18 protein-coding genes are annotated in these 18614 nt (G+C 27.2%); 17 read left to right on the forward strand and 1 reads right to left on the reverse strand.

Annotated elements, in window-relative coordinates; genetic code table 11:
* Positions 1 to 299: 299 nt before the first annotated feature.
* From Q3223_RS18000 to Q3223_RS18030, 7 genes are all read left to right on the forward strand, one after another.
* Entirely contained in the window at positions 300 to 1460 is a 1161-nt protein-coding gene (locus Q3223_RS18000) for a DUF819 domain-containing protein (RefSeq protein WP_054270609.1), read from the forward strand.
* Positions 1461 to 1800: 340 nt separating this feature from the next.
* Positions 1801 to 1962, forward strand: coding sequence for a hypothetical protein (locus Q3223_RS18005; protein WP_003424559.1), 162 nt, complete (start codon positions 1801 to 1803; stop codon positions 1960 to 1962).
* A 204-nt stretch (positions 1963 to 2166) separates the two neighbouring features.
* Entirely contained in the window at positions 2167 to 2796 is a 630-nt protein-coding gene (locus Q3223_RS18010; RefSeq protein ID WP_054270608.1) for an endonuclease/exonuclease/phosphatase family protein, read from the forward strand.
* Positions 2797 to 3035: 239 nt separating this feature from the next.
* Complete coding sequence (locus tag Q3223_RS18015) at positions 3036 to 4295, forward strand: VanW family protein (RefSeq protein WP_054270607.1); 1260 nt, start codon at positions 3036 to 3038, stop codon at positions 4293 to 4295.
* 181 nt (positions 4296 to 4476) lie between these two features.
* The gene (locus Q3223_RS18020) at positions 4477 to 5457 is read left to right on the forward strand and encodes a protein kinase domain-containing protein (protein WP_223152915.1); all 981 of its coding nucleotides are present in this window, start codon (positions 4477 to 4479) and stop codon (positions 5455 to 5457) included.
* Positions 5458 to 5706: 249 nt separating this feature from the next.
* A complete protein-coding gene (locus tag Q3223_RS18025; protein ID WP_407812337.1) occupies positions 5707 to 6774 on the forward strand; it encodes an RNA ligase RtcB family protein in 1068 nt (355 codons plus the stop codon).
* A 518-nt stretch (positions 6775 to 7292) separates the two neighbouring features.
* Entirely contained in the window at positions 7293 to 9209 is a 1917-nt protein-coding gene (locus Q3223_RS18030; RefSeq protein ID WP_074179642.1) for an endonuclease MutS2, read from the forward strand.
* A 54-nt stretch (positions 9210 to 9263) separates the two neighbouring features.
* Here Q3223_RS18030 and ytaF read toward each other — a convergent pair whose 3' ends face one another.
* Entirely contained in the window at positions 9264 to 9887 is a 624-nt protein-coding gene (ytaF, locus tag Q3223_RS18035) for a sporulation membrane protein YtaF (RefSeq protein WP_074179643.1), read from the reverse strand.
* 183 nt (positions 9888 to 10070) lie between these two features.
* Between ytaF and Q3223_RS18040 the strand changes: the two genes are divergently transcribed.
* The 10 genes from Q3223_RS18040 to Q3223_RS18085 all read left to right on the forward strand — a co-directional run bounded on the left by Q3223_RS18040 (position 10071) and on the right by Q3223_RS18085 (position 18298).
* On the forward strand, positions 10071 to 10715 hold the full coding sequence (locus Q3223_RS18040; protein ID WP_054270602.1) for a helix-turn-helix domain-containing protein: 645 nt from the start codon (positions 10071 to 10073) through the stop codon (positions 10713 to 10715).
* A 192-nt stretch (positions 10716 to 10907) separates the two neighbouring features.
* On the forward strand, positions 10908 to 11966 hold the full coding sequence (locus Q3223_RS18045) for a potassium channel family protein (protein ID WP_054270601.1): 1059 nt from the start codon (positions 10908 to 10910) through the stop codon (positions 11964 to 11966).
* A 103-nt stretch (positions 11967 to 12069) separates the two neighbouring features.
* Entirely contained in the window at positions 12070 to 13254 is a 1185-nt protein-coding gene (locus Q3223_RS18050) for a D-alanyl-D-alanine carboxypeptidase family protein (RefSeq protein ID WP_176702528.1), read from the forward strand.
* Positions 13255 to 13461: 207 nt separating this feature from the next.
* Complete coding sequence (rpsB, locus tag Q3223_RS18055) at positions 13462 to 14175, forward strand: 30S ribosomal protein S2 (RefSeq protein WP_003424537.1); 714 nt, start codon at positions 13462 to 13464, stop codon at positions 14173 to 14175.
* A gap of 78 nt (positions 14176 to 14253) precedes the next feature.
* On the forward strand, positions 14254 to 15165 hold the full coding sequence (tsf, locus tag Q3223_RS18060; RefSeq protein WP_054276922.1) for a translation elongation factor Ts: 912 nt from the start codon (positions 14254 to 14256) through the stop codon (positions 15163 to 15165).
* 84 nt (positions 15166 to 15249) lie between these two features.
* On the forward strand, positions 15250 to 15954 hold the full coding sequence (pyrH, locus tag Q3223_RS18065; protein WP_021384989.1) for a UMP kinase: 705 nt from the start codon (positions 15250 to 15252) through the stop codon (positions 15952 to 15954).
* A 25-nt stretch (positions 15955 to 15979) separates the two neighbouring features.
* Positions 15980 to 16537, forward strand: coding sequence for a ribosome recycling factor (frr, locus tag Q3223_RS18070; RefSeq protein ID WP_021384992.1), 558 nt, complete (start codon positions 15980 to 15982; stop codon positions 16535 to 16537).
* Between the two features lie 2 nt (positions 16538 to 16539).
* Positions 16540 to 16743 carry a hypothetical protein gene (locus tag Q3223_RS18075; RefSeq protein WP_054270598.1) on the forward strand — a complete coding sequence of 68 codons (204 nt, stop codon included), beginning with the start codon at positions 16540 to 16542 and terminating at the stop codon, positions 16741 to 16743.
* 28 nt (positions 16744 to 16771) lie between these two features.
* Complete coding sequence (locus Q3223_RS18080; protein WP_054270597.1) at positions 16772 to 17506, forward strand: isoprenyl transferase; 735 nt, start codon at positions 16772 to 16774, stop codon at positions 17504 to 17506.
* Between the two features lie 12 nt (positions 17507 to 17518).
* Positions 17519 to 18298, forward strand: coding sequence for a phosphatidate cytidylyltransferase (locus Q3223_RS18085; protein ID WP_054270596.1), 780 nt, complete (start codon positions 17519 to 17521; stop codon positions 18296 to 18298).
* Positions 18299 to 18614 lie beyond the last annotated feature (316 nt).

Consider the following 18614-nt stretch of genomic DNA (forward strand, 5'->3'; position numbering starts at 1 on the left):
AAATAAATACAAAACAAAATGAATGAATAAATAAAATATTTAGTTTAATTATCTTTACAAATAAAAATTTTAGTAATAAAATAATTGTTGGAAAAGAATTTAAATTCAGATTATTCATTTTTTAAAGTAATTAATCTGCAAACCTTTATTAATATATGTAAATAGTTAAGTATATATGTATTTAATTAGCATAATATAGATAAAAATATTTATTTTAATTGTTTATTTTCTGAAGAAAAGGTCTTTATTAGTAATCATAAAAAATAAAATTAATTAAGAAAAGAGAGGATGTGTATATTGTGATTGAGAATGGATTTGTATATTGTAGTTTCTTAGTTGTATTTGTAGGTGTAATTTTTTTTATGGTAGATAAATTGAAATGGAAAATATTTGATGTAATTAATCCAATGCTTTTAATATACTTAGGAGCAGCTATACTAGCATCATTTGGTTTATTTGCACAAAATGATGATGTTGGAATATATCAAAATATAATAACAGTAAATTTTTTACCATTAATGTTAGTTTTCTTGTTAATTCAGTGTGATTTAAGAAAAATATTAAAAATGGGTCCTAAAATGTTATTATCATTTTTCTGTGCTACATTTACATTTATGCTTGGATTTGTTATAGCATTTATAATTTTTAAAGGTTCAATGGGTGCAGACTCATGGAAAATTCTTGGAGCAGCATCTGGTTCATGGATAGGTGGTTCATCAAATATGATTGCTGCAGCAAATGCTTTAGGAGTTGCAGAAGAAGGTCTTAGCTATGCAATACTTATGGGTTCTATAGGATATACAGTATGGATGTCTGTTTGTTTAATGTCTGTAAAATTTGGACCTAAATTTAATAAATGGACAAAATGTGATACAAGTTTTATAGATGAAGTTACATCAAAACTTGAGAAAGAAAATAAAGATAATACAGCACCCACATTTGTAGAACTTATGACTTTACTTTCTGTTGGGTTTGGAGTAGCAGCTTTTGCACAAATTGTATCTAAGATACTTCCAACTTCGGGAATACTTAATGAAACTATGTGGGTAGTACTCGTTGCATCTACAGTATCAATACTATTAGGTATGACTAAAATATCAAAACTTAAGGGAAGTACATTAGTAGGGAATGTGTTTATGTATTTACTTCTTGCAGCTACAGGAAGTAAAGCAAATTTCTTTGGATTGTCAGAAGCACCTGTTTACATAATGTTTGGGTTAGTAGTAGTACTTGTACATGCTATTTCATTTATAGGACTTGCAAAATTGTTTAAACTAGATTTATTTACTTGTGAGGTAGGAAGTATAGCTAATATAGGGGGAGTAACCACAGCACCTATGATTGCTGGAGTTCATAACCCAGTATTAATACCAGTAGGAGTGCTTATGGGACTTTTAGGAAATGTCATAGGTACATATTGTGCTCTTATGGTAACTCAAATATTACATATGTTAGCTTAATAAAAAACAATATTAAACTAATACTTTTATATAAGAAAAGTCATCTCAATTTAAGTGTAAGCTTTTATTGAGATGATTTTTTGTTTGACAATATAATTTATATAAAAAAGATATTTTGACATATTTAGTGCATAACATTGTAAAACTTACTAGAATCGAGATATATTTAATTTTTGTATTGAATCGAACGTCTGTATGATGTATAATAAATATACAGAACGAATGTTTGCAGAACGGATGTTTTTTGAATTTATTTTAATAATTTATGAATATATACCATAATACATAAATATATTTAAATATAAAGATTAAAAAGAATTTAAAGGAGTGTTGATAACTTATGATAATTCCATCAAGAAGAATACAAGATATAACATTAACAAATTTAAAAAATGGTGAAGTAACTTTAATTGAATTGGATGAAATATATAAGAAGATGGGATTTTTATTTGTTGTTAGTGAAGGCAAATTGAAAAAGATAAAAAAGGAGAATCATCATTAGAAATGAATGAAATAATAAATATTATAATAGTTTATAAAACCTAACTTATATAGTATATAAATACTTAAGTTAGGTTTTTTTGTGATAAAGTTTATAAGTAATTAAATAAGTAATTGATTTTATAAGCTAAGTAATGTTATTAAGTGAAAAATAAATAAGTTTAAACTTTAATAAGTATTATATTACATAAGAGGTGATATTATTATGAAAATAGTAACCTACAATATTCATAAAGGTATGGATTCAAATAATAGATTAACTCTAACTAAAATGGGAACATATTTAAAACAGTTGGAGTGTGATGTAATTTGTTTGCAAGAAGTATTATATCCTCAATTTTTAGCTTTAAAAACTGTTTTAAATATGGATGGTGTATTTGCTACAAACGTAAAAAAAGTAAGTATGATATATGGTATTTGCACGTTTACAAAATTTAAAATATTAAACAGTAATCATTTTTTCCTAACTAGCAAAAAAGAACAACGAGGAGCACTTTGTATGACTATAGATGAATATGGAAGAATAGTAAATATAATAAATACTCACTTGGGTCTTGATAGACAAGAAAGAGCAAAACAATTAGATGAAATAATAGACTATAGAAACAGATTAGTGGGGATAGTTGTTTTGTGTGGTGACTTTAATGAGGAAAATGTCTTTTTAAGCATGTTTAATGATATTGCCATTTCACTAGCTAAGTCTCATCTATCTACATTTGAAAAATCAAAATCTAGGATAGATTACATTTTTGTTAATAAAAATGTTGAGTTAAAGGGATATGAAGTAGAAAAAATTTACTTGTCAGACCATTATCCAGTGATAGGTTATATTTAAATTTTAATATAATTTAAACTAATTATTATAAAATCCTTGATTTTTTTATTAAGAAATAATAAAAAAATATAATAAAAAAATATCAAAAATAAAACTAATTATAAGACATAAATTTACAATAAAGTTACATTTGATTAAATTCCTTGTTTAAAAAAAGCTATTCAAATATAATCTAAAGTAGTTTTGAAATGGAAACTCTATTAGGCAAAATTAAGTTAGTGTTAAAATGAGGTGAAGTTATGGGCAGAAGTGCAACAAGGGTTTCAAGATTAGGAAAAGAAAGAAAGAGAAATCTTATAATAGTATTAGCAATTTTAGTTGTAGCTATAGGAGGATTTACTTATTTTTTTAATAACAAATTTCTGTATAATGGGAAAATCGCTAAAAATGTGTATATAGAAGGAATAAATGTATCTGATATGACTAAAGAAGAAGCATTAAAAGCTATAACAGGTAAGTATATTCCAGAAGATTTAAATCTTAGTTATGATGGGAAAAAATATACAATATCTCCAAAAGATATTGACTTAAGATATAATACAGAAGAAGTTGTAAAAAATGCATATGAGACTACAAAAAAAGGCTCTTACTTTCAAAACTTAAAAAAATATATTGATATAAGAATAAATAAGCTAGCTCTAAAAATAGAATCCAGTTATGATGAGGCAAAGCTTAGTTCAAAAGTATCATCTATAGCAGATAGTATCAATGTCAAAATGAAAAATGCTTCTATTAGTGTTGGAAGTGGAGGATTGAATTATACAGATTCTGTTGTAGGAAGAGAGTTTGATTTAGCAGCAAACAAAGAATCTATATATAATATGATAAAGAATAAAGAGCATAAGTCTTTAGAACTTAAAGTAAATCTTCAAAAACCAGACATAACAACTGAGCAAGTAAAAACTGTGAATTCTGTTATAGGTCAATATTCAACCACTTATTCTCAGGCTGTAGAAGGTAGGTCATATAATGTAGGTCTATCAGCAAGAAAAACTAGTGATGTATTATTAATGCCAGGTGAAGAGTTTTCATATAATAAGCTTACAGGACCTAGCAATAAGGCTAATGGTTATAAGGATGCACCAGTTATAGTTTATGGGAAATTAGAACAATCAGCAGGTGGAGGTGTTTGCCAGACATCTTCAACAATTTATAACGCTGCTCTTATCTCAGGAATGGAGATAACTCAAGTCACAAATCATTCGTCTGCATCAACGTATGTGCCAAAAGGAAGAGATGCTACTGTAAGTGATGGAGGATTAAACTTAAAGTTTAAAAATTCATATGACCATCCTGTATATATTAAAAACTATGCAGGTGGAGGAAGTGTATCATCAGTAATATATGGTAACTCTAGTGACAAACCTAATATATCAATAGAAGTAAAACAGACTGGTCAAAATAAGTATTCTACATATAGAATATTTAAAGATTCAAATGGAAATGTAATAAAAAAAGAACATATATCAAATAGTTCCTATAAAGAACTAAAAAAATAAATCATTTTTTAAAGTGATATTTATACAAAAAAACAAGGAAGCCTCTGACTTTCTTGTTTTTTTTGTATAAAAGTAACATTATTGACTCTTGTTTTGATATTAGAGTCATTAATATATAGAAAATATTCCTATATATTGGTATAATTGTAAATAGATTTAGTTATATAAAATGTATGAGGAGGTGACATGGTTGAATTTTATAGGCAATAGATATGAGGTAGTAAATTCTGATGACGTTTTAGAAATTAACAAAATCTATAAAGCTAGAGATGTTTTTTACAGAAAAAATGTGCTAATAAAAGTCATAAAGCACAATAATTATATCTGTGGGGATTTTGTTTCAAATTTAATTGATGAAAGTACTGCTTTAGATGAAATAAACTCTCCTTATATACTAAAAATAATAGATGTTGGAATTCATTGTACAGAAGAAACAACACTGTATTATGTTGTAAGTGAAGACTTTAATGGTATCGGATTAGATGAATTAATTCTAGGGAATTATCTTCATTTAGAAGCAATTGTAAATATAATGATACAAGTTTTAAAAGCTTTAGAAATGATACATAGAAATCATTCATATCATGGTAGTTTAAAATCAAGTAGTATAATAGTAGATACAGAATATAATATCAAGGTTTGTGATTTTGGAATTACAAAAGCAAATAATGGGGTTAATACAAGAAGTTATGGAAATAGAAGGTATTTATGCCCACATCAACTATGTATAAATTATACCGATAAAGAAAGTGATTTTTTTGCGACAGGGCTTATTTTATTTGAGTCAATATTTAAAAAATTACCTTTTGGAGAATCGAATTCAGAAGAAAAAATATTACAGTCTATTGATAAAGGATTAGATTGGAATAGTATAAAAGCAATTAATGGGAATACAGAACTTATAAACGTTATAAAGAGGCTTCTTGGTAGAAATAACAAGTATACTAGAGCCAATGATATTATTGTTGATTTAAGTAAAGTAATGTATGAAAAAGCTTATATAGAAGTTGAAGATGAGAAAAAAGAAGAGAAACAAGAAAAAGTCGTACAGATAAAAAAAGAAGAAAAAATTAAAGTGAGAAAAAAATTACATAAAAAACTTGTTGTTGCTGGTCTAGCAATAGTTATGATTTCAATGATTATTATCAGCTCTATAATATAAAAACTATATATTACATATTTAAAAGCAATATCTATGAACAATATACATATAGATAGAAAATCTAGTTTAGTCATAAATTATGAGAGGAAGTGGTTATTATGTTAGAAAAAAATAATGAGGTATCAAACATCTAAGAATATTTTAACAAATAGCCACCTGCTTTTGTAATTTAGAATAAAAAGCTGTGGCTAAAAGTCACAGCTTTTTGCTACTTTTTAAAGGCAGGAACATATTAAAAAGGAGCAAAGTATGAGTGAAATAAAAATAATAGCAAGCAATAAGTGTTGGATTGAAGATATAGCAAAGAAACAGCTTGAAGATATTTCAAACTTAAATGGAGTTTTAAAAATAGTAGGATTACCTGATTTACATGCAGGTAAAATACCTGTTGGTCTAGCTGTTGAAACTAGTGACTTTATTTATCCACATATAATTGGAAATGATATAGGATGTGGAATGACCTTATTTAAAATTGGGATTTCAAAAAAGAAATTTAAAAAAGAAAGATGGATTAAATCTCTTGATAAGATTAAAGACTTATCAGATATAGAAATAGCAGATATATATGAAGAAGAATGTCCAATTTTAAATTTGGGAACTATTGGAGGTGGAAATCATTTTGTAGAGTTTCAGTGTGTAAATGAAGTTTATAATAAAGAAGAATTTGAACAATTAAGATTATCAACTGATGATATAATGATGTTGGTCCACTGTGGCTCAAGAAATTATGGAGAAACTATTTTGAATAAATTTTATAATAAAAATGGTATTGAGGTTGAAAGTGATAAAGCAAGAGCGTATATGGAAAGTCATGATAAGGCTTTAATTTGGGCAGAACGTAATCGTGAAGCTGTCAGTAAAAAAATTATGCAATCAATAGGTACATCTGGAAATATTGAAAAGATATTATCTATAAATCATAATTTTATAGAGAAAAGACAAGATAAATTTATACATAGGAAAGGCGCTGTTTCAAGTGAAAGTGGAGCTGTAATTATACCAGGTTCGAGAGGGAGTTTATCATATATAGTTATGCCTACTGAAAATACAGAGATATCTTTATATTCTCTGTCACATGGAGCTGGTAGAAAATGGTCTCGTTCAATTTGTAAATCTCGTCTTAAAAACAAGTATAATAAAGACAACATAAAACAAACTAAATTTAAAAGCCATATTATATGTAATGATATAAATTTATTATTTCAAGAGGCTCCAGAAGCTTATAAAAATATAGAACAAATTATTGAAAGTTTGATAGAGTATAAGCTTATTCAAGTAGTGGCAACTATGAAGCCACTGATTACTTATAAAGGTTAATTTTCAAAGTTAAGAAAGATTAAAATTATATTAGATTATAAATAGCTGATTTTGTTAGAGCATGTAAAATTGTTTTACTATTATTAGCTATTTTTTTGTTCTCATAAAAGAATATAAAATGCAAATGAAGAGATTATGTTAATACAATAAATAGAAAGTTTAAAAAGTGTGTTGAAAAATAAGGATATAATGAGTATAAGTATTTATGGATTCTTGATGAAGTACAATTTTTATTATGCAAAAATATCAATGAAATTATTTTTATTGACATGAAGATGGAATCTATGAAATAATATTAGGAGCACCAAGATAAATGATTAAGTAAAAATAGAAAAGGAGCAGTTTTTTATGAAGAAAAATACTAATAGTAATGAGTCCGGGGTTAAGCTTCTTAATAAATAAGGAGTTTGATGCAGAATAACTCCTTATTTATTAAGTCGTTCACAAAATAACTATTATCAGAGTAAATGGTATGGGGATTTAAAAGCCTATGACTTATAAATAAAGGAGAAAAAATAATGAATAGTAATACATTTGAAAGATTACAACTAAACGAAGTTAAAGAGTTAATAAAAGCATATTGTGTAAGCTCACTTGGAAAAAATCTGATAGATAAATTAACTCCTAGTGGTAATATTGGAGTAGTAAGAAGAAAGTTAGCAGAAAATAAAGAAGCTAGAAAGATAATTGAAAATAGCAATCATATACCACTTGAAGGATTGTTTAATGCAGGTTCTACAATAGACAAAATTGAAAAAGGAATGATAATAGAACCAATTGAACTTGTAAATATTGAAGATTTTTTAAGAGGATGTAGGAAGATTAAAGCTTTTATGCTAGAAAAAGAATTTTATTCACCTACATTAAGTTCCTATGCTTTAAATATAACAGAATGTAAAAATATAGAAGATGAAATAAATTACTGTATAAAATCGAATAAAGTCGATTCTAATGCTAGTAAAGAATTAAAAAAAGTAAGAAGAAATATAGAAATTACAGAAGGAAAGATAAAAGATAGACTAAATAAATTTATAACATCAACTATAAATAAAAAATATATACAAGAGTTTATAATAAGTAAAAGAAATGATAGATATGTAATACCAATTAAAGCTTCCTACAAAAATGAAGTTGATGGTACTATATTAGACACCTCATCAAAGGGAAATACTGTATTTATTGAACCTATAAGTGTTTCAAATCTAAGTACAGAATTGACTATGTTAAAAGCTGATGAGACCATTGAAGAATATAAAATCTTATCTTATTTAACAGAACTTATATTTGATAAGATAAATCAGATAAAATTAAATATAGAAATACTTTCTGAATATGATATGGTATTTGCAAAAGCTAAGTATAGTCAAAAAATAAAAGGTATTACTCCGAAAATAAATAATAATGGCTATATAAAAATAATTAAAGGTAAACATCCTCTTCTAACAGGAGATGTTGTACCTTTAGATTTTGAAATAGGAAAAGACTACAGAAGTCTTGTAATAACAGGACCTAATGCAGGAGGGAAAACTGTAACTCTTAAGACCGTTGGATTATTAACTTTAATGGTTCAATGTGGATTTGATATTTCTGCAAAAGAAGGCAGTGAATTTAGTGTATTTGAAAAAGTTTTTGTGGATATAGGAGATAATCAAAGTATTGAAAATGCATTAAGTACTTTTTCATCACACATAAAAAATATCGCAGAGATTATGAGTTCATCAAATAATTCTACTCTTGTTCTATTTGATGAGATAGGAAGTGGAACTGAACCTAATGAAGGTTCAGGATTAGCAATATCATTATTAGAAGAGTTTTACAGAATGGGATGTATAACAATAGCATCAACTCATTATGGAGAGATAAAGAAATTTGCTAATTTACATCCAGAGTTCGAAAATGCTGGTATGATGTTTGATAAAGAAACTTTAGAACCAATGTATAAGTTGACTATAGGAAAATCTGAGGATAGTAATGCTCTTTTTATTTCAAAAAAAATGGGAATAAAAAATAGAGTACTAGAGAGAGCTAAAGAATATATAATTGATAGAAACTATAATTTAGACTTAGTTAAAAGAAGTAAATTACAATCGAATGTTGAAGAAAATAAAAACTCTGAAATTATTTCAAACTATACAGATTATAATGTAGGAGATAAGGTAAAATTATTAGATGAAAATGATTTTGGGGTTGTATATAAACCAACAGACAAGTTTAATAATGTAGAAGTATTATTTAAAGATGATTTTATTTCAGTAAACATAAAAAGATTGGAACTTAGTATAAAAGCGTCAGAATTATATCCAGAAGGATATGATTTGGATACCTTGTTTACTAGTTTTGAAGATAGAAAATTAGAAAAAGACATTCAGAGAGGTTCAAAGAAAGCTCTTAAAAAGATTCAGAAAGAAATTAGAGAAAATAGAAAACAAATATAAAAACACAAAAGAAGCTATCTAAAGATAAAATTTTATTTTTAGATAGCTTCTTTATTAACATATCTTCATAAATCCAATGACCAACAGTATTAAACCACTTAACCAAGATAAGTTTAGATTTATTTTTTTAACAAATACATTTCCTAGTAAGCAACCAAGTAGAACTGCAATTATATTTGAGAGTAAAGAAAATAGAATAACTTGTATATAATTTACTCCTACAAGACCACTACCAAATCCAATTGCTAATCCATCTAGACTTAGAGCAATAGCAAGTGTAAATGCTTCAGCGGACTTAAGTATTTTAGATTTACTTGTATCTAAAGTATCAGGTTCAATGCTTACATTAAAATTTAGTTTAAGGTCTAACATATTAAGATTATAATCTTTTGAATGTATGGATTTTTTCTTAAAATAAGATTTAAAAAAGCTTTCAATTAGTCGAGCACTTCCTAATAAAAATAAGATAAAGAAACATATTAACATTGTTATATTTTGAGGTAAAAAATCTCTAACGATTGTACCTGCAAAAAGTGATATTGCTAAAATAGCTGAACAGACTACACTAATAATTATATTTGAATATAAAGGAACTTTAACTTTATTTACGCCATATCCAAAGCTTGTTACAAAGGCATCTATACAAAGAGAAGTCACTAATAAAATTGATTCAATCACAGCAGATTAACATCCTTTCTCTTAAATTTTGTACTTATATTAGTTATAGTATTGTAAAAATGGATAAATTGTTACAGATAAACCAATAAATTGTTGATAAAATTTCAACATCATACAACACCTAAGTAACAGAACAATCATATTAATAATATAAAACCAATCATAATAAAGCAGGTGAAAAGGATGGAACAAAATAGTGCGGTTGGGAATTTCGGTGACTTATTTAAGATTTTGCTAGAAGAAAAAGATATATCAATGGGAGAATTGAGCAAAAAAAGTGGAATTGACAAAGCTACTATATCTCGTATAGCTAATAATAAGCAAAAACCCAATATAAATCACTTGGAAAAGATAGCAATACATTTAAATATTAATTTAGAAGAGTTATTAAAAGCTTCAGGACATGAATTTAAAAGCAATAATAATCAAATATTTAATACAGAGAGTGATTTTAGTAATTTTGATGATATTCTTGGATTTGCAAATTTAATCAATGATAAGAATTTTAATGGAAACATTGAAAAAGAATTGAGTAAGTGCAAATTATATGTACAGACAGATGAAGGGAAAAAACTACTTTTTGATAATTTTAGTAAAAAAGTAGATTCTATTGAAAAGCAAGGTCAATTTACAGATAGACTAAGAAAAATGTATGCTGACTTTTGTACAGGAGGACTTACAATAAAGAAATATTTATTGATTGGAAGTATGTTACTTTATTTTGTAATATCAACAGATGTTATTCCAGATTTTGTATTTCCAATAGGATTTATGGATGACTTAGTAGCACTAAATATAGTTACAAAATTACTCAAGGATGATAAGTAATTTTAAAGTTGTATTTATTACTTAAAGAAATAAAAGTATAGATAAAATTTATTCTCTTATTTGTAAGTAAGATATTAAAAATTTTAAAATAAACAAGTTAATATATATTTTATAAGTATTTAAGTATATAAAATAAAATAATATCCAAACTAATACAAAATAGTAATAATTGTTTTGTACTGGAGGATATTTATGAACTGTAAATGGATATCTAAAATAGATGGACAAAAAAAATGCCCTAGAGAAGCGGATTCTTCTGGATATTGTATCTTTCATAAAGAACATAAGTCTGATAAAGATATACAACTAATGATGGATACTATTTATAAAGAAGAAATTAGTGAATTTGATGGGTTTATATTTGAAAATGAATTTAATGCAGAAGAAATATTAACTTATGATTACAAAAGATTGAATTTTTCTGAAGTAATATTTAAAGAGAAAGTAAATTTTAAAAAATACATTTTTAAAAAGAATATTATTTTTAACTATACAGAATTTAGAAAAAGTGTGTTTTTTAATGGTGGTGTATTTCTAGAAAACTGTGATTTTAATAAAACAAGATTCAGTAAAGCCTATATAAATGACCGTATATTTGAAAAAGTAAAATTTAAAGGACCTGACTTAGTAGTTAATAGAGCAGAAAATTTTCCACGAATGGATGGAATTATTTTTAGTATGTGTACAAAGTTTGTACTAAAAAATGTAGAGTATGATAAAAGTGAGTATAAGCATGGAAAGATAAATTATAGAATAGCTAGAAATCAAGCAACAAAAATTGGAGAATACGAAATGATAGGGTTTTATTATTATAAGGAAAGAATTTATAGTAGTAAAATAATGAAACGCTCTGATTATCCTACTTTCAGTGATTATTTAGTTGAGAAATTTTTTGACCAAGTAGCACGTTATACTACAGGTTATGGAGAAAAGCCATGGAATATATTGTTAGTAATTATAGTGATAATAAGTGTTTTTGCCTTATTATACTTGTTTGTAGGCATACAAAGTTCAAATAGTACACTTGTAGCTTTAAATATAAATAATATAGGTGATTATTCATTAAGTGAGATTTTTAGAATGTATATAGACTTATGGTATTTTAGTATGGCTACATTTAGTACAGTAGGCTATGGAGATATGGTTGCTACAAGTTTAATTGGAAAGGCTTTAGCAGGAATAGAAGTATTTTTTGGAGTTACAATAGGAGCAATTTGGGCATCTGTGATTATTAAAAGGATGATAAGATAATATCTGTGTAAATATGGATAGGTATTAATTACTAGATATAAATTGGACTAAATAGGGAAAATTTAAATATAAATATACTTAATAATCCAAGAAGGTGAAAAAATTGAAAAATGCAATAAGAAAAATTATAGCATTAGCCATGATACTAGTTTTTATAATACCAACTTATTCATTTGCAGATGAAAAATCTGTAGACAAATACTCAAAAACATCTATACTTATAGACCAAGAGACAGGTAGAGTTTTATATAGTAAAGAACCTGATATGAAGGTACCATTAGCTAGTTTAAGTAAGATGATGACTTTTTTACTTGCAATAGAAGCTATTGAAAATAAAGAAGTAAAAGAAACTGATGTAGTAAAAATAGACAAGTCTATTGCATCTGTAAAAGGTTCAAGTTATAAACTTAAAAATGGTGAAGAAGTACCACTTATAGAGCTTATGAGAGGTCTTATGATTGTATCAGGAAATGATGCGGCAATTGCTATAGCAAAACATATTTGTAAAACTAAGGAAGCGTTTGTGGATAGAATGAATAAAAAAGCAAAAGAAATAGGAATGACAAATACACATTTTCTAAATCCAAATGGTCTTCCAATATACGATTTAAATAATCCAAAACAACCAGCAAAAGAAAATAAATCTACTGCAAGGGATATAGCTATTCTTGGCAAATACATGTTTGACCATTATGAAAAACAAGTAACAGCTATAACTGATATGGAGACATATACAAATTCAGATAGAAGTTTTGAAAAAAGCAATACAAATGCATTATTAAGAATTATACCAGAAGTAGATGGTATAAAAACTGGATATACTGGTAATGCCGGATATTGTTTATCATTTTCTATGATTGTAAACAAAAATGAAAAAAATGAGAAAAAACGTAGAGTAATAGGTGTAGTATTGGGTACTAATCATAAAAATAAAAGAACATCTGCTTCTTTAGCACTACTTAAATATGGAAAAGAAAATTTTAATATGAAAAAATTAATTGATAAAGATAGTTTTATTGGTAAGAAATATATTAAAGGCATGAAAGAATTAGAAGTTACTTTAAAAGCTAAGGATGAACTTTACACAGTATTAAAAGATGATGAAAGTATAAAATCAGAAGTAAAGATTAAAGATATAGAATATCCTGTTAAAAAAGGTGATACTATGGGTACTATAAAATACTATACTAATTCAGGTGACTTACTTGGAAGTGTAGATATAGTAAGTAGTAATAATGTAGACAATATATCATTAAAAACAAAATTAAAAATGAAATTTGCAAATTAAATTCAAAAAAATGGTATAAAATACACAAAAAAATATAAAAATAGAAAATATGGAAAAAATATTGTTATTTTTTCACCTCTATGATATACTACTAGAGGTGAAAAAATAAAATAAATCACACACAGCATTGGGATCCTTAAAAGGTGCCTATTACATGGTTTTTTAGGGAGAAGATCAAGCTGGAGGTATAAAACCAGGAGGTAAAATATGTCAGTAATATCAATGAAACAATTATTAGAAGCAGGTGTTCACTTTGGTCATCAAACAAGAAGATGGAACCCTAAAATGGCTAAGTATATATTCACAGAAAGAAATGGAATATATATAATAGACTTACAAAAAACAGTTAAAAAAGTTGAAGAAGCTTACAAGTTCACTAAAGAAGTAGCTGAAACAGGAAAGCCAATCTTATTCGTAGGAACTAAAAAACAAGCTCAAGATGCGATAAAAGATGAAGCTGAAAGATGTGGAATGTACTTTGTTAATGAGAGATGGTTAGGTGGAATGTTAACAAACCACAAAACTATAAAAACTAGAATAAATAAATTAAGAGAATTAGAAAAAATGGAAGAAGAAGGTGTATTTAATGTTCTTCCTAAAAAAGAAGTTATAAAATTAAGAGCTGAAAAAGAAAAACTAGAAAAATACTTAGGTGGAATAAAAGACATGCCTGAATTACCAGGTGCAATGTTTGTAGTTGACCCAAGAAAAGAAAACATAGCTATACAAGAGGCTCATAGATTAGGTATACCAGTAGTTGGTATAGTTGATACTAACTGTGACCCAGAGCAATTAGACTTTGCTATACCAGGAAATGATGATGCTATAAGAGCCGTAAAATTAATAACTGGTGCTATGGCAACAGCTGTAATCGAAGGTAGACAAGGTGCTGAAGAAGAAGTAGCTGAAGACCAAGAATAATAATTTGACAATTAAATGGTAAGGGTCGCCCTTACCATTTATAATATGGAATAGAATAAGTAGGAGGAAACTTAAAAAATGGCTAATATAACTGCTCAAATGGTAAAAGAGTTAAGAGAAAGTACAGGCGCAGGAATGATGGACTGCAAGAAAGCTTTACAAGAAGCTGAAGGAAATATGGAAAAAGCAGTAGATTTATTAAGAGAAAAAGGATTATCAAAAGCTGCTAAAAAAGCTGGTAGAGTTGCTGCTGAAGGTCTAGTTGCGATAGAAATGAATGATGATAATACAGTTGCTTCTATGGTAGAAGTTAACTCAGAAACAGATTTCGTTGCTAAAAATGAAGACTTCAAAGTATTCGTTAAAGATGCTGCTTGTATGGCATTAGCTACTGATAAAGAAGATGTAGCTTCTTTATTAGGTGAGACTCATAGAGAAGGAATAACTTTACAAGAAGTTTTAAATAATAGAGTTGCAAAAATCGGTGAAAAATTAGACTTTAGAAGATTTGCTAAAGTTGTAACTAATGGACAAGTTGCTGGATACATTCATGGTGGCGGAAAAATAGGTGTTCTTGTTGAAATGGAAACAGAAGCTAGAGATGCTAAAGTTTTAGAATTAGGTAAAGATGTAGCTATGCAAGTTGCTGCTATGAATCCTAAGTACGTTTCAAGAGATGAAGTAGATGCTGAATACATAGCACATGAAACAGAAGTATTAACTCAACAAGCTTTAAATGAAGGAAAGCCAGCTAATATAGTTGAAAAAATGGTTAAAGGAAGATTAGAAAAAGAATTAAAAGAGGTTTGTTTATTAGAGCAAACTTTCGTTAAAAATCCAGATATAACTGTTAAACAATTAGTTGCTGATGTTGCTAAAGCAGTAGGTTCTGATATAAAAGTTGTTAAAGTTGTGAGATTCGAAGTTGGTGAAGGTATACAAAAGAGAGAAGAAAACTTTGCAGAAGAAGTTGCGAAGCAACTTAAGTAATAACCAAAGAGAGAACACGCAGGTGTTCTCTTTTTTAAAAAATAGAAAAAAATGGATATGAAGGATTGAAATAGGAGGTTTCTGATGGATAAACCAATGTACAAAAGGGTATTGTTAAAATTAAGTGGAGAAGCATTAGCTGGAGAAAGAGGTTTTGGTATAAACAATGATGTAGTTAATGATATTGCTATTGCTATTAAAAAAATACAAGAAATAGGTGTTGAAGTAGCTGTAGTAGTAGGTGGAGGAAACTTCTGGAGAGGTAGAACTAGCGAAGGAATGGACAGAACTACTGCTGATTATATAGGAATGTTAGCTACAGTTATGAATGCGATGGCATTACAAGATGCACTAGAAAATATAGAGGTTGCTACAAGAGTTCAAACTGCTATAGATATGAGACAAATTGCAGAGCCATATATAAGAAGAAGAGCAGTTAGACATTTAGAAAAGGAAAGAGTTGTTATATTTGGTGCAGGAACAGGAAACCCTTACTTTACAACAGATACAACTGCTGCTTTACGTGCTGCTGAAATGGAAGCAGAAGTTATCCTGTTAGCTAAAAATGTTGATGCAGTATATGACAAGGATCCAAAAGTACATGCAGATGCTAAGAAATTTACAGAATTAAGTTATATGGAAGTTATACAAAAAGAATTAAAAGTAATGGACTCTACAGCTACATCTTTATGTATGGATAATAAGATTCCAATAAAGGTATTTGAGCTTACAACAGAGAATATAATAAGAGCAGTAAAAGGTGAAAATATAGGAACTACTGTAAAATAATGAAGAATGAAGGAGGAGTAAAATTATGAAACTAGAAATACATAAGCAGTTAGAAGAGAAAATGAATGGGACAATTGATGCTCTGAAATTTGAATTTGGGACTATAAGAGCAGGAAGAGCTAATGCACAAATGTTAGACAAGATAAGAGTTGATTATTATGGAACTCCAACTCCGATAAATCAAATTGGTGCTATATCTGTACCAGAACCAAGAGTATTGATGATATCTCCTTGGGATAAATCTGCTATGCATGAAATAGAAAAAGCTATATCTAATTCAGATTTAGGATTAAATCCATCAAATGATGGTGAAGTTATAAGACTTTCTGTACCTGCTTTAACAGAAGAAAGAAGAAAAGAACTAGCTAAAAAAGCTAGTAAAGCTGCAGAAGAATTTAAAGTTAGAATAAGAAATGAAAGAAGAGACGCCAATGAAAAGATTAAAAAAATGGAAAAAGGCGGAGAATTAACTGAAGATGAGTCAAAGAAAGCACAAGATGAAGTTCAAAAAATGACTGATAAATTTATAAAAGAAATAGATGCATTATTATCTAAAAAAGAAAAGGATATAATGGAGGTATAATATTGAAAAAATATTATAACCTTTTAGGTCTTCATGTAGATGAGGTAAAAAAATATTTTGATGAACAAAATATAACTTATACTATAAAATCGATTGAAGGCAAAAAGGATAAAGATAAACTTGTAGTTCCTAGAGTTATAAAAATATCTGAGATAGGTGATAATGTAGAACTAATAATCACATACTTTTCTGACTCCTTAGTTTAAGGAGTCAGAACAATATTGGAGGCAAAATATGAATAACAACATTATGTATGACATAGACTTAAATAACATACCTACTCATATTGCTATTATAATGGATGGGAATGGAAGATGGGCAAAATCTAGATTTCTTCCAAGAACTGCAGGACATAAGGCTGGAGTAGAAACTATAAGAGATATAGTAAAAGAATGCTCAAATTTAGGAGTTAAGCACTTGACATTATATGCATTTTCAACAGAAAATTGGAAGAGACCAAAAATTGAAGTTGATACACTTATGAACTTATTATCTACATACTTAAGAAATGAAATAGCTGAGCTTCATCAAAATAATGTAAAAGTAACAGCTATAGGAGATATAAGTGCTTTACCAAAGACTTGTATAAGAGAATTAAACTCAGCTAAGGAAATGACAAAAGACAATACAGGAGTTAACTTAAATTTAGCATTAAACTATGGAAGTAGGGCAGATATAAAAAATGCTCTTATAGATATAGTAAAAAATTGTGAAAGTGGTAAAATAGATATAAACAATATTGATGAAGATATTATAAAAAACTATTTAAGCACAAAGTCTATACCAGATCCAGACTTGGTAATAAGAACAAGCGGTGAACAAAGATTGAGTAACTTTTTACTTTGGGAAGTTGCTTATTCTGAGTTTTACTTCACTGATATACATTGGCCTGATTTTAATAAAGAAGAATTACAAAAGGCTATTTATGTATATCAAAAAAGAGATAGAAGATTTGGAGGACTTAAGTAAGGAGATTATTTTATGCTTACAAGAATTATTGCTTCACTAGCTCTGGTTCCATTATTTCTATTTGTTGTATATGGAGGGATTCCTTTATATATAGCTGAGATGGCAATAGTTTATATTGCATTACATGAGTTTTATAAGGCGTTTAAAATAAAAGATATAAATCCAATCTTCATTATTGGATATATATTTTCTATTTATTTAGCTATAAAAAATATTTTTAACTTACCATTAGAGTATACTTATGCAATGATTTTCATTTTATTTTTAGCAAGTATAATTTATATGTTGATGGGCAAAAACAATGTTATAGATGTTTCGATTACGTTTTTAGGGATTTTTTATATAGGAGTGTTTTTAGATTTTATAGTTATAACTATAAATGGTTTTGAAAAAGGTAATATCTATGTATGGCTTATATTTGTTATATCTTTTATGACAGATATATTTGCATATTTTAGTGGCTATTTACTTGGAAAACATAAGTTAATTCCTAAAGTGAGTCCTAAAAAGACTGTAGAAGGAGCTATTGGAGGAATAATAGGAAGTACACTTTGTTGTATTATATTTGGATATTTATTTGGTATTAATTTGCTTCAATTAGCAATAATAGGAAGCATAGGAAGTATAATAGCTCAATTAGGAGATTTATTTGCATCTTCTATAAAGAGATATGTAGGGATAAAGGATTATGGAAAGATAATACCTGGTCACGGGGGTATATTAGATAGATTCGATAGCGTTATATTAGTTGCACCTTTTGTGTATAGTGCTATTAAATTTTTTATTAGATAAAGATTGGTTTTAAAAGAGCAGTCTATAATTGCTAGTAATGAAAATAGCTATGTAACTTCTAAAAGCAGAAGATTCTGCGATTGTTTAGTTACATGGCTATTTTCATTGTTTAATGATTTAGAATATATTAAGTGGATTATATAAAATAGGTATTGCTTTACAAATGTATACTATATTTGTAGTATGCATTTGTTTTGTATACGAGAATTGTCATTAAAAAGTATTTTTTTGTTTAATAATATCGATATTCTTAATTTTATTATCTTTTTATAATATATATATCTAAATGTAATTAGTTTATTATATATTTATAAAT

Source organism: Clostridioides sp. GD02367, assembly GCF_045900275.1.
GTDB classification, from domain to species: domain Bacteria; phylum Bacillota; class Clostridia; order Peptostreptococcales; family Peptostreptococcaceae; genus Clostridioides; species Clostridioides difficile_A.

Excerpts from the sequence above, each read along its gene's own strand:
- Q3223_RS18010 (WP_054270608.1), top strand. The coding sequence starts at position 2,167 with ATGAAAATAGTAACCTACAATATTCATAAAGGTATGGATTCAAATAAT.
- Q3223_RS18040 (WP_054270602.1), top strand. The coding sequence starts at position 10,071 with ATGGAACAAAATAGTGCGGTTGGGAATTTCGGTGACTTATTTAAGATT.
- Q3223_RS18045 (WP_054270601.1), top strand. The coding sequence starts at position 10,908 with ATGAACTGTAAATGGATATCTAAAATAGATGGACAAAAAAAATGCCCT.
- Q3223_RS18005 (WP_003424559.1), top strand. The coding sequence starts at position 1,801 with ATGATAATTCCATCAAGAAGAATACAAGATATAACATTAACAAATTTA.
- Q3223_RS18085 (WP_054270596.1), top strand. The coding sequence starts at position 17,519 with ATGCTTACAAGAATTATTGCTTCACTAGCTCTGGTTCCATTATTTCTA.
- Q3223_RS18030 (WP_074179642.1), top strand. The coding sequence starts at position 7,293 with ATGAATAGTAATACATTTGAAAGATTACAACTAAACGAAGTTAAAGAG.
- frr (WP_021384992.1), top strand. The coding sequence starts at position 15,980 with ATGAAACTAGAAATACATAAGCAGTTAGAAGAGAAAATGAATGGGACA.
- rpsB (WP_003424537.1), top strand. The coding sequence starts at position 13,462 with ATGTCAGTAATATCAATGAAACAATTATTAGAAGCAGGTGTTCACTTT.
- pyrH (WP_021384989.1), top strand. The coding sequence starts at position 15,250 with ATGGATAAACCAATGTACAAAAGGGTATTGTTAAAATTAAGTGGAGAA.
- Q3223_RS18080 (WP_054270597.1), top strand. The coding sequence starts at position 16,772 with ATGAATAACAACATTATGTATGACATAGACTTAAATAACATACCTACT.
- Q3223_RS18025 (WP_407812337.1), top strand. The coding sequence starts at position 5,707 with ATGAGTGAAATAAAAATAATAGCAAGCAATAAGTGTTGGATTGAAGAT.
- Q3223_RS18015 (WP_054270607.1), top strand. The coding sequence starts at position 3,036 with ATGGGCAGAAGTGCAACAAGGGTTTCAAGATTAGGAAAAGAAAGAAAG.
- tsf (WP_054276922.1), top strand. The coding sequence starts at position 14,254 with ATGGCTAATATAACTGCTCAAATGGTAAAAGAGTTAAGAGAAAGTACA.